Source organism: Lacinutrix jangbogonensis, from assembly GCF_000797445.1.
Classification (GTDB): Bacteria; Bacteroidota; Bacteroidia; order Flavobacteriales; family Flavobacteriaceae; genus Lacinutrix; species Lacinutrix jangbogonensis.
Map to the genome: position 1 here is coordinate 31,137 of NZ_JSWF01000031.1, position 15,471 is coordinate 46,607.

A 15,471-nucleotide genomic window follows, 5' to 3' on the forward strand; every position below is an offset into this window, starting at 1 on the left:
ATAAAATCGCCTTAATTATTTAGATGCTAGACTAAATCCTGTGTCTTTTAATATTTGGGACACTAGGACAACAATAACTGTTTAATTTTTGTTTTGTGTTGAAAATAAATTCAACAAAGATATTAACGTTTAGAGAATTGGAATTTCTTACGCGCTTTCTTCTGTCCGAATTTCTTACGCTCCACCATTCTTGGATCTCTTGTTAATAAACCTTCTGGCTTAAGCACTAGTCTATGTTCAGGATTTAACTCGCACATTGCACGAGAAATTGCTAAACGGATAGCTTCTGCTTGACCAGTAATACCACCTCCAAATACATTTACATTAATATCGAAAGTCTCCACATTGTCAGTTAATACTAACGGTTGGTTTACTTTGTATTGTAATGTTGCTGTATCGAAGTAGTCTTTAATGTCTTTTTTGTTAATCGTGATTTTTCCTTTACCTTCTTTAAGGTAAACACGAGCAACAGCCGTTTTACGACGACCAATTTTGTGTAATACTTCCATTACTTAAATTCGTTTAAGTTAATTGTTTTAGGCTTTTGCGCTTCGTGAGCGTGCTTAGTTCCTGTAACAACAGTTAAATTTCTAAAAAGAGCTGCTCCTAATTTGTTCTTAGGTAACATTCCTTTTACAGATTTCTCTACTAATCTTGACGGATCTTTTCCGAACAATTCAGTAGCAGTTAAACTTCTTTGACCACCTGGGTAACCTGTGTGACGAATGTACGTTTTGTCATTCCACTTGTTTCCAGAAAGGTTGATTTTTTCTGCATTGATAACAATTACGTTATCTCCACAATCAACATGCGGTGTGAAGCTTGGCTTGTGCTTGCCTCTTAAAAGTCTTGCGACTTGAGAGCACATACGCCCTAAAGTTTGACCATCAGCGTCAATTAAAACCCACTGCTTATCGACAGTAGCTTTATTGGCTGAAATGGTTTTGTAGCTTAGTGTATCCACGTTATTAATTAAATTTTTGATCTGCGTTTATGCAAATCGATTAAACATTCCTCTCTCAAAAAGAGTTTGCAAATTTACGATAAACTTCTTTATTACCAAATAGTAACACTCTTTTATTTAATAACTTTGTTGATATGTTTTGTCACTTTGTTAATTAGCAGCTGAATTTCCAAAATTAGCTGTTCACAACATCACTATTTTGTTAACTTCTTCAGAAAAATTCAAAATTTTAATCCATATTTGGCGTGCTATACTTTATTTATATGAAATGAAAGCTCTTAAATTTATTCTAAAGCCTTTCATATTAATAGATAAGACTCATTTTTTGACTATTTTTGCAGCCTATGCAAGAATTACAACTTTCAGATTGGTTACCTACCACTAACAAAGAGGTTAAAATACGTGGTTGGGAAGCGCTAGACGTCATACTATTTAGTGGGGATGCTTATGTGGATCACCCATCGTTTGGACCAGCAGTTATTGGTCGTATTTTAGAAAGTTATGGTTTGCGTGTTGCCATAGTGCCACAACCTAATGTAAAGGATAATCTCCAGGATTTTGTAAAAATGGGTAAACCAAAATTATTTTTTGGTGTTACAGGTGGTTGTATGGATCCAATGCTTAGCAATTATAATGCTAATAAAAAGCGAAGAGATAAAGATGCGTACACTCCTAATGGAGACATTGGTTTTAGACCAGATTATGCAACAACAGTATATTCTAATATTTTAAAAGATAAATGGCCAGATACTCCAATATTAATAGGTGGTATTGAAGCCTCATTGCGTCGTGTTACTCATTATGATTTTTGGAGTGATAAATTGATGCCTTCTATTTTGGAAACGTCTAAGGCAGATATGTTGGTTTACGGTATGGGAGAACAACCATTGCGTGAAGTAGTGCGCTTATTACAAAAAGGTGTTCCTTTTTCTAGTATTACAACTATTAAGCAAACTGCGGTTTTACTAAATGCCGGTGCTAAAATTCCTAAAAACAGTAATTGGGAGGATGTTGAGATCGCTTCTCACGAAGTGTGTTTAAGTGATAAGAAAAAGTACGCCTCTAATTTTAAGGTTATAGAACAAGAGTCTAATAAGTTAGCTGCAAGACGTATTTTTCAAAAAGTTGGAGATAAGACATTGATGATTAACCCGCCTTGTCCTACTATGACGGAATCTGAAATTGATGCTTCTTTCGAGTTGCCTTACACAAGAATGCCACACCCAAAATATAATAAGCGTGGACCAATTCCTGCTTATGAAATGATTAAGTTCTCCATCAATATACATCGTGGTTGTTTTGGTGGTTGTAGTTTTTGTACAATATCTGCACATCAAGGTAAATTTATAGCTTCTAGAAGTCAAGAATCTGTTTTGCGTGAAGTAGATACAGTTGCGAATATGCCAGATTTTAAAGGTTATCTTTCAGATATTGGTGGGCCAAGTGCCAACATGTATAAAATGAAAGGTAAAGTACAGTCTATTTGCGATAAATGTGTAGCACCTAGTTGTATTTCACCAGTAATATGTAGCAATTTAGATACGTCGCACAAGCCGTTAACCGACTTGTATAAAGCGGTAGATAAGCATCCAAAAGTTAAGAAGTCATTTATAGGTTCTGGTATTCGTCATGATATGTTAGTGCCAGAGTTTAATAAAAATGCAGATCCTAAAGAGTTAGACGATTATACCGAGGAAGTGATGACTAAGCACGTTTCCGGACGACTTAAAGTAGCGCCGGAACATACTAGTGATCCTGTTCTAAAACTGATGCGTAAACCATCGTTTACATACTTCCATAAGTTTAAAGAACGTTTTGATAAGATTAATATCGCGAAGAATTTAAAGCTTCAATTAATACCGTACTTTATCTCTAATCATCCTGCTTGCGAAGTCGAAGACATGGCTAACTTAGCTGCCGAAACTAAAGATATGGGTTTCCAATTAGAGCAAGTACAAGGTTTTACGCCAACACCAATGACGGTGGCTACCGTTATTTATTATAGTGGATATCATCCGTATACGCTTAAAAAAGTAAGTACACCTATATCGCAAAAAGAAAAAGACGAACAACACCGTTTTTTCTTTTGGTATAAAGAGGAGAATAAAGCATGGATAAAAAAGACCTTAAATAAGTTAGGGCGTGAAGACTTATTGAAAGTTTTACTTCCGGAAAAAAGCGAAAAATGGCGTAAAAACAAGCCTAAAGGTGATGCTAAGAATACTTATAATGACGCCATTCCTTTTAATAAGAGAAAGGAAAAGGCGACTTTTAGGACTAAAAAGAAGAGGTAGTTATGTTTTTTCGTTTTTTAATACCAATGTTCCTCTTTGGTATTTTTGTAATTCTTTAATATAATCCTTGTTTTTGTATTGATTAATAATGTCTTTATGGATGTCTTTTTTCTTTAATGGCTTCTGGTTTTTGTAATTTTCTCCAATAAAATCAATACATTTTATATTGTTTTCTTTAGTTAGATCTAAATAAAATATATAGCTCAATCTATTGGTGTAAGCTATCGAGTTTCCTGCCCAAAACTGCCAAGTTTTGTTGCTATATTTTAAAAAATTAAATTCAGAAATATCTTTATCTTGAAAAGAACCAGGATTAGTGAAATGGTCTATAAAATTAATAGTGTGCACCGAATATGCATCTTGTTTTAGCCATATTGGGAATTTTGAAAACAATTCTTTTAACTTATTTGGTTGAATGTGTTCGAATACCACTTGGGAATAGAGATAATCAAATTTTATATTTAAGTTGTCAATGCTCTCAATGGAGTATCCTGGAATGTACTTAATATTACAATAATTCAAAATTTGATTTAAAGTATTAAACGATTGGATTTTGTCTATTCTGTGGTTTAGCTCTTCTTCGTTGTAAATACTATTCTCAATTAATTCACTTTTTACTTTATTAATATTATCTCTAGTAAATTGTTTTTTGAATGTTTTACAATTAACATCCTGTGTAATATCTACAGTGATAATTTGTTTAAAGCCTAAAAGATATAAAGTTAATGGAGCTGTTAAAGAATAGCCCGTACCTATTTCTAAAGCGGTAAGATTTTTAGAGTTATAATCAAGTTTTATTTCTTTATACTTTCTTATGCATTCTAAAAACTGATATTTAAAAACATTTTTATGATAGTTTTTATTTCTCGTGGCAGGAATGTGATTAAGCTTGTCTCCTAAAGGAAAGAGAGAGAGCATATTTTGTAGTAGTGCTTTAAATTTCCAATTCATTTTTAATGAAGAACCTTAAGATGTAACAATATTAATATATTGGACTAAATTATATAAATTTAGTTTATTAAGTTAAGACATTAATATTTTTTAAAATCTAATATTTTATATTCGCTAAATATTCTATTTTTTATTTATGTTTATACTCGGTATTTCTTGTTTTTATCATGATTCTGCAGCGGCTTTACTAAAAGATGGTGTTATTATTTCAGCAGCTCAAGAGGAGCGTTTTACAAGAATAAAACACGATAAAGCCTTTCCTGAAAAAGCTGTTGAATTTTGCTTAAAAAAGAATAATATTTCAATAGATGATGTCGAATTAATAGTTTTTTATGAAAAACCTTTTGTTAAGTTCGATCGTATTATTAATACGCTACAGTTTCAAGTTCCAACTACATTTTCATTGTTTCGAAAAACAATTTTGTCGTGGCTAAAGAATAAATTATGGGTTTCTAGCATTATTAAAAGCACATTAAATTATAATGGAGAGGTTATTTATAGTGCACATCACGAATCTCATGCTGCAGGAACCTTTTTTACTTCGCCTTTTAAAGAAAGTGCGATATTAACTATAGATGGTGTTGGTGAAAAAGCATGCACAACTATTGCTATTGGTAAGGCTAATAAAATCTCCATGTTAAAAGAACAGCAATATCCTCATTCTATTGGTTTGCTGTATTCTGCATTCACTCAATATTGTGGCTTTAAAGTAAATTCGGGAGAGTATAAATTAATGGGCTTAGCACCTTATGGAAAGCCTATTTATAAGCATTTAATTTTAGAGCATTTTGTAAGTTATAATGATCAAGGTGTTATTGAGTTAAATATGAAGTATTTTTCGTTTGAAAAAGGGAAATCAACAATAAATAAAGATTTTTGTAGCGTTTTTAATAGAAATGCGAGAGCCGCAGATGCAGAAATGGATGCCTTTTATTTTGATGTTGCCAGTTCTATTCAAGCACTAATAGAAGATATAATTATCTGCCTTGTTAGTTATGCAAAAGAAATCACACAGATGGATAATCTATGTTTATCTGGTGGCGTCGCATTAAATTGTAAAGCTAATGGAGCGCTTTTAGAAAAAAACAGCTTTAAAAATATTTGGGTTCAACCCGCTTCTGGTGACGCAGGTTGTGCTGTTGGTGCAGCTTATGTTGGGTGGAATCATTTTTTAAAGAAAGAAAGAGTTTATTTAAAAGACTCTTTAAAAAGTCAAGTTTATATAGGGTCGTCATATTCTAATACTCAAATTGAACCAATTTTAAAGGCGTATAATTTAAATTATAAAAATTTAAATGAAGATACGCTTTGTGATAGTGTTGCAGAAGCATTACACCAGAAAAAAATTATTGGTTGGTTTCAAGGCGCAATGGAATTTGGACCAAGAGCATTAGGACACCGAAGTATTTTGGCAAGTCCCTTGTTTAGTGACATGAAAAAACATGTTAATTTAAACATTAAATTTAGAGAAGGTTTTAGACCCTTTGCGCCAATTGTTTTAGAAGAAGATAGTAAGACTTGGTTTTCTAATTGTGAGGTTTCTAAATATATGTTATTCACCTATAAAACGGATAAAAAGGAAGCTATTCCTTCTTGTGTTCATGAAGATAATACTGCTAGAGTACAAACGCTAAATAAAGATGAAAATCCACGATTGCATAAATTAATTAGTGCGTTTAAAACAAAAACTAATTGTCCTGTTTTAATAAATACTTCGTTTAATGTAAGAGGAGAGCCTATTGTTGAGTCTCCTATTGATGCTTTAAAGTGTTTTTTTCAAACAGGAATGGATATATTGGTGATGGAAAATTTTATACTTTTAAAAGAAGATAATTTGGAAGTAGCCGAGGTTTTAACTAAAAAAGTGCTTTATGAGTTGGATTAACGAAACGATAGAAAAAACGTTAACAAATGCAAAACAACCGAAAAAGTTGTTTCAGTTTGGAGTACTTATTATTGCTGTTTTGCTAATAGGGTTAGTGCTTTCTTTTTATAAGCATGGTTTTATTTTTGATACAAATCAATTGGTAATTGCTAGTTTACTTGGATTAAGTTTGTGTATTACCTTTTTATTTAGAACTCTATGGACGCCATTCCTATTTATTTGGCTATGTTTTGGTGAAATTTTAGGTTTATTTACTAGTACATTAATATTGGGAATTGTATATTTTTTAATATTTTCTCCCATCGCTTTTATTATTAATTTAACGGGTAAAAAAGAGCGTTATAAATCAGGCTGGTTAAAAGGGTATGTAAATGAAGATTATAAAAATTTAGGATAATTATGAGTAAGTATAAAACATTAAAACAATTAGCACGTTTTTTAATACAACAGAAGAAGTTTTGGCTAGTCCCTATTATTATCGTCCTATTTCTATTAACGTTATTAGTTGTTTTTGCTGAGAATTCCGTTATCGCACCTTTTGTATATACTTTGTTTTAGAATAGAGTGCATATGAAACGACTAAGAAAGATTATCAGGTACTTTATCAATGTAGTGATAGTACTTTTTATTACACTTCTTGGTTTTGAATTGTGCTATAGGTTTAGTGTTATTGATTTTTATGCTTCGGAAAAAAACGGGTTAAATACTTCTGTAGATTTAAAAAACGATAGTATAGATGTACTGGTTTTTGGCGATTCGTTTTCTGCTACAGCACCAGAAATAAATTATCTAGATAAAATTAGAAATCAAAACAAGAAACGTAGCATTATTAATCTTAGTATTCCTGGAACTGGTATTAAACAGGCAAATACTTTCGCGAAAAAACAAATTAAAAAATATAATCCAAAAGTTGTCATCTATCAGGTTTATGTTGGGAACGATTTATTAGATGTTAACCATTTGTTTGATCTTGAAAATGTTTCAATTTTAAGAAATTTATATTGGGAACTTTCCGATCATTTTTTGAGCCTTTCTTACCTTAATCATAAGGCAACTGTTTTTAAACCAAGAATAAACAGCAGAGCTGTAACCATGCCAATGAAGGATTTTTCTAAACAATTTTATAACGATAAGACTAAGCTTTTATTTAATATAGATGCTTCCTATGTTGAAAAAGCTGTTTCTTTAACCGAAAATTTTTCTAAACGTTACACTGCTTGGGTTTCAGAAATGGAAGACTTTTTAAATGTAATTCCAGAGGAAACAAAAGTATATATCGTATGGATTCCAAATTGTGCACAGGTCAACGATTACTATTTGCAAAACATGGAAACATTAGGTGCTAATTTTAATAGTAAAGAAAGCTTTAAGCAAGAAAACTATTCGTTTTATTTTCAAGCAACTCAAGATTTGAGCCTTTTTAAAAACGTAAAGCATTTAAATGTTTTACCGCAATTAAGGATGAAGGATCATATTGATTATAGAACGTACTTCGCAAACGATCCACATATTAATAATAATGGTAATGTTGTTTTAAGTAATTATTTACTTAGTAGCATTCCTGAATTACTAAACTAATTTATAGAATCCTTTTTTATCAATGCGGTTTCTATACTTTCAAAAATTGTTTTTGCAACTAACTTATTTCCTAGTTCTCCAGTATGGCAAAAATCTGTAAAAATGGTTTGTTTAGCATTATCAAATACATCGCTAATATCAATAAAAGTACTGTCATTTTGCATTAAAGAGTCGTTACGGACATTTGCGTAAGACAGATTATATAAATTTTTATAATACTGCTGATCTTTAAAATACCCTTGTTCAGCAGTTGTTAAATTCTTTTTTGAATAAATATTAGGTTGCATAAAATTATAAGCTTTAAAACCATATTCATTTTCTAAACTTTTTGAAATTTTAACATAACCAATATACGTTTGTGCAATGTCCGTTGCCAAAGCACTTGGTCGTTCTTTTAATTGTATATATTCAATATCTGTAAAGAGTTTTCGTTGCATTGTTGTAATGAATCTGTATAAATGACTTGACGTAATCATTAGCTTAATACGCCTTTTATAACTGTGTGCGATTTTAAATTCTTTCTTCCTATTATAAGCGTTTGTAGGTGTTCCAGCCTCATTATTTTGATGCGCAGAAATGATTTCGTTTACGCCATCATAAAAAATCACAATATCAGGAATATTGTTTTTAATTAATTCTCTTTGAAGTTGAATGTTTTCTGTAGCACGTGTATAGCCATGACATCCAAAATTTGTAATAGCTACATTTTTTTCTGGAAAAGTAGTGTTAATTAATTTTGATAATTCTGATGGGATTGTGTAATCGTCACGCGAGCCAGCACTATACATTGTAGAACCTCCAAAGCAAAATATTTTTAATGCAGTTACCGAATCTTTTAAACTTGGATTAGCCGTTTTTCTAATACCATTTAAATCAATGGTATTGTGTTTGCCATTCATAGGTTTAAAACGATAATGTAAATAGGGTTCCCATTCCATGTCCTGTTGGCGAAGTTCTCTAAATATTTCTTTCACAGTTTCCGCATCTAAAGCATCATACGCTCCAGAAGCAATTATACGTTCTGTGTTTTTATCAACACCGCTTTCGTCTCGATAGCTATAAAAAATGCCTAATCCAATTTCTAATAATAGAAAAATAACCAGCATATTTCTGAATAAAGTATAAGCAAATTTGAGTTTGTTTTTCAAGGTCCTAATGATATGTGTTATTAGTTGTTTCTGTTAATTTTGTAGATCCCGTTTTGGATCCAATTCAGGTTTTAAGTATGAAAATATTTTTTTTGCTACCAACAGATTTCCAAGTTCTCCAGTATGGCAAAAATCTATATAAATCGTTTTCTCTTCGGTGTCAAAGATATTGCTTATGTCAACAAATGTAATGTCTTTGCTCATTAGAGAATTTTTTCGAATTGTTTCATACGACAAGTCATATAGGTTTTTAAAATACTGTTGCTCCTTGAAATATTCCTTTTCTACTTTAGTTAAGTTTTTTTTTGAATAAATATGCGGCTGCATAAAATTAAATACTTTAAAACCGTGCGCATGCTCTAAGCTTTTAGAAAGCTTTACATAGCCTATGTAGGTTTCTGCAATGTCTTTGGCTAAGGATTCTTTTAAACGCTTGTCAGGTACGTATGCTGAATGTGAAGAAACTTGTTGTACTATCTTATTTTTAAACCTATTTAAATTACTTGATGTAATCATCATTTTAATCCGTTTTTTGTAGCTATGGGCAACTTTAAATTCATGCCTACGATTAGAAGAATTGGCAGGTATTCCAGCTTCTTTTCCATGATATGCAGAAATGATTTCGTTGACGCCATCATAAAAAATAACAATATCAGGAATGTTGTTTTTAATTAATTCTTTTTGAAGTTGAATGTTTTCTGTAGCACGTGTATAGCCGTGACAACCAAAATTTGTAATCGCTATATTTTGGTTTGGAAATGAAGTGTATATTAATTGGGATAATTCTGAAGGAATTGTATGTGCGTCTCGTGCACCCGAACTATACATTGTAGAACCGCCAAAACAAAATATTTTTAAGGCAGTTGTCGAATCTTTTATACTAGGATTTACTGTTTTTCGAATGCCATTAACATCAATCGTATTGTGTTTACCATTCATTGGTTTTAGGCGGTAATGCAAATAAGATTCCCATTGCATGTCTTGAGAACGCACCTCTCTAAACATTTCTTTTATAGATTCATCATCCAAATTATCATACACATTAGAAGCAATAATTTTTTCAGCATAGAGCTCAATATTATGGTTATCGTAGTAAATATAAAAGATACCTAAACCAATTTCTAATACGAAGAAAAGGATAAGTACATTTCTAAATATGATATAAGTGAATTTGAGTTTACTTTTCACAGATTGAATAGTTTATAATATATATTTTAATTTCTTGTTCATTTGAATAAGTAAATAACTCGCAATTACTGATAGTATAATTGTTGCTATTGTTAAGGGAGTCGCTTCTAATTTGAAAAAACTGGTGATTAAAACAATAATTAATGGATGTATTAAATAGAGTGCTATTGAATACGATGATAGTAATTTGCTATCTAAACTTGAAGTTATCTTATGCGAAAATGATACCAATAATAACATTGGACCAAATACTAAAAAGGAAATGCTCATATTTAATGAAGCTTTCGAATTCACATAATAGTTTATTAAACTTTCTGCTAAAAGAAATACAAAGCTTAAAACTAAAAACATAATTGTTTGTCTTTTCTTAAGTTTTAAATGAAAATTAGAGCGACGAATGACATAGCCAATACTTAAAAATGGCAATGCAAAGAATAAAAAATTACGATGTAATGGCGGGAAATTAATCAACTTGGCAAGCATCGCTTGTTTAGCAAAAACTTCAAAATTACTAAGTGTTTGAATGGTGTAACCAATTAAATAGAGCAATAGTGCGATTATCAACAATTGTTTATTTGATAATTTCTGGAAGGTATACAGCAACAAACCACCTAAAATAAGTGCTGCCAAATACCATAAATGGTTAAATCCAAATAGTAATGTAGGAATTATTTTCACAAAACGCTCTTGTACAGGTGTAATCCAAAAATAGACAAAAATCAACATCCAAATAAGGTATAAGATACCAACGCGTTTGCTCCATGTTTTAATGCGGTCATTCTGAAAAACGGAATATAAAAAGAAACCATTAATACAGAAAAAGAACGGGATTGGAATTCGAAATAAACCATTACAAGTCAAATGATATGCGATTTTATTTAGGTCAAATAAAAATCCGCAATGCACAGCAATAATAGCAACGGCAGCGATAACTTTTAAAATGTCTAACAGTATGTTTCGCGAAGTGGTTTGCAAAGCTTCTATGGTTTTTGAATACTAAAGATATAGTTTTTCTCCTTCAACACACTTTTTTCTAAAACAGACTCAAAGTTAAGTCCGTTTTTGGCAGCGAGTTGTTTTATGTGCTCTATTTCGCAATCTTCAGATAGAATCATCCATGTATTTGGCGCAATATGTTGCGAAAGTTGTGCGAACAATTTTATGAAATACTCAAAATATTCTCCGCAAAACCAAGCGCGTTCTTTATCGTTTTGTGGCGCTTTAGGATAATATGGTGGATTTATAATAATGTAATCAAAAGATTGATCCGTTAAATTAGCAAACAAATCAGAATAGACAACATTCACGTCTATTTCATTCTTTACAGCAGCTATTTTTAAAGCGTCAATTGCAACTTGATTAATATCGGAAGCGGTCACGTTTGCACCTTTAGAAGCTGCAAATAAAGAAATAATTCCAGAGCCACAACCGAGTTCTAAAAATGTTTTATCTGTGAGATCAAGCGGTTGTATATAATCGAGAAGAATCTTAGTGCTTATTGTAAAATGTGGAGGAAAGACTTCTGTGCTTAATTTAACTTCAATACCTTCATAAGTATACTTGCGTTGCTTCAAATGATAGGTGTCAAAGGCCAATTTCGCAATTGGAAATATAACTTTTTTAAGTCTCTTAATCATATTTCTGTAGGTTATTCTGAATAGAAGCCTTCAATTTCTGGTTGACGGTATTTCCAAATCTTATGTAATATTTTTATCTCGTATGGGAATTTATACCAACCATATTTAAAACGATATCCAGAAACTAATTTCAATATCCATTTTTTATAACCTTTAATTCTAAAATCGGAAGCTGTTGGGTAATAGCCATTTAATACGGTTTCAAAATTTTGAATGGTATCAATCATATACGGTTTTAACCAAGGAGTTAATGGATTTCTTCGTAAATCAAATTTTTCCCAACTTGGTTCAATCCATTCCTCTAATTTCTCTGGAAATGAAAAACCTGCATCTACAATTTGTTGATATAACTCTGAACCTTCTGTAGGAACGGGACTGTATAAATAAATAATAATCTCAGAATCTGGATTGATGGCTTTGATTTCGCGAATAAAATTTATATCCCACAAAATCTGTTCGTATACCTTTTTTTCATTCGGTCCAGGTAAGCCAAGTACAAATGATAGTTCAGGAATAATATCGACATCTTTCATGCGCCTCACAAAATCCTTGATCATTTGACCCGATTGCGTTCCACCTTTATTCATTTGCTTCAACACTTCGTCATTTCCAGTTTCTGCGCCCAAAAACATCATGCGACAACCTGCTTTTCGCATATAATGTAGCTCGTCGTCAGAGTATTTATTAATGGTGTCAATTCTGCCTTCTCCCCACCATTCAATATTATCATCTATCACGAGTTTGGAAAATTCCATGACACGTTTTTTGGACGTAAAGAAGTTGTTATCGTGAAACTCTACGGCATCAATATTATAGTTGCGTTTAAAATAGTCTAAATCCTTATAAACCGTTGGTGCAGCTTTTGCTTTCCACTTCGCATTATAAATAGGCACAACTGCGCAAAAAGAACAACTAAATGGGCAGCCCATACTTGAGTGATACGCAAACGTTCTGCGGCCCATAAAAGTTTTTGCTAAATAGTTTTCTAGCGGATAGAATGTGTTAAAATATTCGTATGGATATGGTGGCAACGAATCTTGATTTAGTAAGGCCTCTTTTACCGTTTGGATAATTTTTCCTTCCTCATCTTTAAAAATCAAGTTGCGTACCAATATCAGTTTTTCATCACTTTTCCCTTCTAGTATATCTAATAATTGCGGGAATGTATTGTCTCCAGGACCATTGATTATGTAATCGACATAACCAGAATTCATACATGGTTTATACTGGTTTGAAGCAAAATAGCCACCCCAAATATTGATGGCATCAGGATACAATTCCTTAATCTTTCTTGCGTAAGGAATTGCTTGTTTTAATTGCGGTCCAGGCATTACTGTTAAACAGAAATACTTGTATTCGCCTGTAGCGAAATATCCTGAAATTTTTTCCCAAGGATCTGTTTCCATGTTTCCATCAACAAACACATAGTCATATTTTCCATGAATTGCAGCGCCAACCTGAATAATAGTGTTTGGCAAACGGTGTTTTGAATTTGCGCTTCTTGGATTAAATATGATGATTTTATTTCCCATTAGTTGAATATCTCATTTCGATTAGCTAAAATAAAGTTTGAAAGCTTATTAGCAAAGATTTGATTCGCTTTTCCGTTAGGATGCGGGTCTAATTCGTTTAGAATGCACTGAAATAGGTTTTTATCCTGAAAAAACTCTGAAATGTCTAAAAAGAGTAAGTTGTTTTTCTCGGCTAATAATTTTATTTGTGCGACACGGATTGGATCATAGACCAAATCCATATAAAAGACGAGGCCTTTGCTGTTGTTTTTTGTAAAAACATCTTGAAATGTTTTAAACTGATTGTCAATATATCTTGTATGTTTATCATCATAGGAAACTGGTTTAGCTTCTTTTGAATTTAACTTGATTATTAAGAGTTTCTTTAAATATGAATCCCAAAAAACGTTTTTCTTCGGCTTGATTTTAAAATCGGCCATGGAAAAATCGTTACCAATTTGGTAATGATCATTGGAAGCACAAAACCCAATGACCACCAAATCTGGATTATACTTTAATGCATTCTGTTCTAAAATCGTTTTATAATTCGTTAACGCGTAGCCAGAAACACCAAAGTTTAATGCTTCGTATTGGAATTCGGGATCTAATTGATTTAATTTGTTTTCTATTTGCGGAACGTACATTTCTTCTTCATGCACTCCGGTGCCCATAGTAAACGAATCGCCCAAAACGGCTATTTTATGTGTATTTGAACTTAAAGAATGATGATGGTCACGAAAGCCCTCAGTATTTGTGTGAAAGTCTACCAATTTATATTTTGTGTCTAAATTTGGAAGTAATTCGTACACTAATTCTTCAGAATCTGAGTATTTTAATAATCCAGAATTGTCTAAATTACCAAAGGAATTCGTTCTTGAAAATGAAAAAGCAGCCTCGCCAAAAAAGTAGACTCTGGCAACAATTTCGCCCAGAAAAGCACTGAATAAAAGCCCAATGCTAATCGAAATAATTTTAAACTTTAAATTTTTCATAATTAAAAAGCGCTACAGCATCTGCTGCATGCAGGAAATAATTCGCCTGCACTATTTAAGTCTGTCCTTAATTTTTTAATATCTGTCCATTCCAAACCTGTTTTAGATTATCCTTATAAAGACTCTCTAACTCTAAATTATAGCACCTTCCGTGAGCAGGAATAACACTTCCATCAGATTTAACCATAATACTTCTATGAACAGAATTACATTGTTTACCAATTATTTTTTCTGGCTCTTTATAATAAACATCTAATTCATTTATTGAACTAATATTTGTTGAGAAAAAGATGTTAAACGGATAATCTTTTTCTTTTGTAGAAGCTATTTCATTACAGAGCTTAGTCGTATCAATGTTTTCTAAATGGATTAAATCCATATTAGAATTTGAAGCAGCAGGATATGCAATTCCCCATGGTGTTAGGTCATGTAGTTGAGTGCTTTTTGTGGTAATAAACTGTGTATGCATAAAGCCAACCTCTTTAATACTAACCTTTTTTAATGCGGTTAGAAGTTCTTGTAAATGCCCAATATTCCATTCAGTAATAGCAGTAATAATTGTTATTTTGATTTTAGGATTCTTTTCGTTGATTAATTGAATGCCTTCTATTGCTTTTTGAAATGACTTTTTGTGCCCTCTAATTTCGTTATGAATATCTTGTGGGCCATCTAAAGAAACATGTAAATCGTGAATGTTAAGAGCCGCCAAATCCGATGATTTTTGTTTCAATGTAAGTGCATTTGTGGTAATAGCGACTTTTAGCTCTTTTTGTTTTGCATATTTTACAGATTCAATCAAGTATGGGTATACTAATGGTTCTGCAAAGGCGAAGCCTAATTTAGCTTTTGGGTAATATAAAGTTGTTTGATCTATAAATTTTTTTATCAATACTAAAGGCGTATTTATTGAGTGGGTGCCAACAAGGTTTTGAGCAAAATTACTGTCTAAATTTTTTGTAGCAACATCACACATTTTACAATACAAATTGCATATATTATTTACACCTAAAACAATCCATTCAGGAGTAAACATATAATTTTTTGGCAGCAGTTTTTTATTAATTTTCTTTAATGTTGGGACACTCATATTACTTTTTAAATTGTTTTATAACTGTATAAAGTAAGAAATATATATATGTTATCTCTCAAATTTACATTTTTAAATTGAAAATATAGTAGTAAATTAATAATGTATATCCGGATGTTTTTTAATTTTAGTCTTTAATGAAGAATGTTTATATAGACACTGTATATTTGTTTTCATCATATAAAATTTATAAAAGAATTATTTTGCTAAAAAAGCACGTTTTTAAACCACTAAAA

The 15,471-nt window shown here is 31.5% G+C and carries 15 protein-coding genes; 5 read left to right on the forward strand and 10 right to left on the reverse strand.

Going from position 1 to position 15,471, the window contains the following annotated elements; genetic code table 11:
* Positions 1-122 precede the first annotated feature (122 nt).
* Together rpsI and rplM are read right to left on the reverse strand one after the other, a co-directional pair.
* Positions 123-509 carry a 30S ribosomal protein S9 gene (gene rpsI / locus RH82_RS11955; RefSeq protein WP_034061018.1) on the reverse strand — a complete coding sequence of 129 codons (387 nt, stop codon included), beginning with the start codon at positions 507-509 and terminating at the stop codon, positions 123-125.
* The gene (gene rplM / locus RH82_RS11960) at positions 509-964 is read right to left on the reverse strand and encodes a 50S ribosomal protein L13 (protein WP_034061019.1); all 456 of its coding nucleotides are present in this window, start codon (positions 962-964) and stop codon (positions 509-511) included. Before rplM ends, rpsI begins: the two co-directional genes overlap by 1 nt.
* A gap of 344 nt (positions 965-1,308) precedes the next feature.
* Between rplM and RH82_RS11965 the strand changes: the two genes are divergently transcribed.
* The gene (locus tag RH82_RS11965) at positions 1,309-3,258 is read left to right on the forward strand and encodes a YgiQ family radical SAM protein (RefSeq protein WP_034061020.1); all 1,950 of its coding nucleotides are present in this window, start codon (positions 1,309-1,311) and stop codon (positions 3,256-3,258) included.
* Here RH82_RS11965 and RH82_RS11970 read toward each other — a convergent pair whose 3' ends face one another.
* On the reverse strand, positions 3,259-4,209 hold the full coding sequence (locus tag RH82_RS11970) for a hypothetical protein (protein ID WP_034061021.1): 951 nt from the start codon (positions 4,207-4,209) through the stop codon (positions 3,259-3,261).
* Positions 4,210-4,345: 136 nt separating this feature from the next.
* On the opposite strand from RH82_RS11970, the gene RH82_RS11975 reads away from it, so the two are divergent.
* Genes RH82_RS11975 through RH82_RS11985 form a run of 4 tightly spaced genes read left to right on the forward strand, consistent with a single transcriptional unit; the run spans position 4,346 to position 7,672 of the window.
* The gene (locus RH82_RS11975) at positions 4,346-6,094 is read left to right on the forward strand and encodes a carbamoyltransferase family protein (protein WP_034061023.1); all 1,749 of its coding nucleotides are present in this window, start codon (positions 4,346-4,348) and stop codon (positions 6,092-6,094) included.
* Positions 6,081-6,491, forward strand: a complete 411-nt coding sequence (locus RH82_RS11980; RefSeq protein ID WP_034061025.1) for an SxtJ family membrane protein — start codon at positions 6,081-6,083, stop codon at positions 6,489-6,491. The genes RH82_RS11975 and RH82_RS11980 overlap by 14 nt, the downstream gene beginning before the upstream one ends.
* 2 nt (positions 6,492-6,493) lie before the next feature.
* The gene (locus tag RH82_RS18620) at positions 6,494-6,652 is read left to right on the forward strand and encodes a DUF5989 family protein (protein ID WP_164483833.1); all 159 of its coding nucleotides are present in this window, start codon (positions 6,494-6,496) and stop codon (positions 6,650-6,652) included.
* Positions 6,653-6,664: 12 nt separating this feature from the next.
* Positions 6,665-7,672: an SGNH/GDSL hydrolase family protein gene (locus RH82_RS11985; protein ID WP_156112468.1), complete on the forward strand. Its 1,008-nt coding sequence runs from the start codon at positions 6,665-6,667 to the stop codon at positions 7,670-7,672.
* Here RH82_RS11985 and RH82_RS11990 read toward each other — a convergent pair.
* The 7 genes from RH82_RS11990 to RH82_RS12020 form a co-directional block, all read right to left on the reverse strand.
* Positions 7,669-8,778 (reverse strand): SGNH/GDSL hydrolase family protein, encoded by a 1,110-nt coding sequence (locus RH82_RS11990; protein WP_034061027.1) that lies wholly within the window; start codon positions 8,776-8,778, stop codon positions 7,669-7,671. The two genes, RH82_RS11985 and RH82_RS11990, sit on opposite strands and share 4 nt — an antisense overlap.
* Positions 8,779-8,853: 75 nt before the next feature.
* Complete coding sequence (locus tag RH82_RS11995; RefSeq protein ID WP_034061029.1) at positions 8,854-10,008, reverse strand: SGNH/GDSL hydrolase family protein; 1,155 nt, start codon at positions 10,006-10,008, stop codon at positions 8,854-8,856.
* Between the two features lie 12 nt (positions 10,009-10,020).
* Positions 10,021-10,983 (reverse strand): acyltransferase family protein, encoded by a 963-nt coding sequence (locus RH82_RS12000; protein WP_034061031.1) that lies wholly within the window; start codon positions 10,981-10,983, stop codon positions 10,021-10,023.
* 5 nt (positions 10,984-10,988) lie between these two features.
* Entirely contained in the window at positions 10,989-11,645 is a 657-nt protein-coding gene (locus RH82_RS12005) for a methyltransferase (protein WP_034061033.1), read from the reverse strand.
* A gap of 11 nt (positions 11,646-11,656) precedes the next feature.
* Positions 11,657-13,177 (reverse strand): B12-binding domain-containing radical SAM protein, encoded by a 1,521-nt coding sequence (locus RH82_RS12010; RefSeq protein WP_034061035.1) that lies wholly within the window; start codon positions 13,175-13,177, stop codon positions 11,657-11,659.
* Entirely contained in the window at positions 13,177-14,148 is a 972-nt protein-coding gene (locus tag RH82_RS12015) for an SGNH/GDSL hydrolase family protein (protein WP_034061036.1), read from the reverse strand. Before RH82_RS12015 ends, RH82_RS12010 begins: the two co-directional genes overlap by 1 nt.
* Before the next feature lie 67 nt (positions 14,149-14,215).
* Positions 14,216-15,235: a radical SAM protein gene (locus RH82_RS12020; RefSeq protein WP_034061037.1), complete on the reverse strand. Its 1,020-nt coding sequence runs from the start codon at positions 15,233-15,235 to the stop codon at positions 14,216-14,218.
* Between the last annotated feature and the right edge of the window lie 236 nt (positions 15,236-15,471).

What these genes read in the sequence shown, in the direction of transcription:
- rpsI (WP_034061018.1), bottom strand. Translation starts at nt 509, where the DNA reads ATGGAAGTATTACACAAAATTGGTCGTCGTAAAACGGCTGTTGCTCGT.
- RH82_RS11965 (WP_034061020.1), top strand. Translation starts at nt 1,309, where the DNA reads ATGCAAGAATTACAACTTTCAGATTGGTTACCTACCACTAACAAAGAG.
- RH82_RS11970 (WP_034061021.1), bottom strand. Translation starts at nt 4,209, where the DNA reads ATGAATTGGAAATTTAAAGCACTACTACAAAATATGCTCTCTCTCTTT.
- RH82_RS11975 (WP_034061023.1), top strand. Translation starts at nt 4,346, where the DNA reads ATGTTTATACTCGGTATTTCTTGTTTTTATCATGATTCTGCAGCGGCT.
- RH82_RS11980 (WP_034061025.1), top strand. Translation starts at nt 6,081, where the DNA reads ATGAGTTGGATTAACGAAACGATAGAAAAAACGTTAACAAATGCAAAA.
- RH82_RS18620 (WP_164483833.1), top strand. Translation starts at nt 6,494, where the DNA reads ATGAGTAAGTATAAAACATTAAAACAATTAGCACGTTTTTTAATACAA.
- RH82_RS11985 (WP_156112468.1), top strand. Translation starts at nt 6,665, where the DNA reads ATGAAACGACTAAGAAAGATTATCAGGTACTTTATCAATGTAGTGATA.
- RH82_RS11990 (WP_034061027.1), bottom strand. Translation starts at nt 8,778, where the DNA reads ATGCTGGTTATTTTTCTATTATTAGAAATTGGATTAGGCATTTTTTAT.
- RH82_RS12005 (WP_034061033.1), bottom strand. Translation starts at nt 11,645, where the DNA reads ATGATTAAGAGACTTAAAAAAGTTATATTTCCAATTGCGAAATTGGCC.
- RH82_RS12010 (WP_034061035.1), bottom strand. Translation starts at nt 13,177, where the DNA reads ATGGGAAATAAAATCATCATATTTAATCCAAGAAGCGCAAATTCAAAA.
- RH82_RS12015 (WP_034061036.1), bottom strand. Translation starts at nt 14,148, where the DNA reads ATGAAAAATTTAAAGTTTAAAATTATTTCGATTAGCATTGGGCTTTTA.
- RH82_RS12020 (WP_034061037.1), bottom strand. Translation starts at nt 15,235, where the DNA reads ATGAGTGTCCCAACATTAAAGAAAATTAATAAAAAACTGCTGCCAAAA.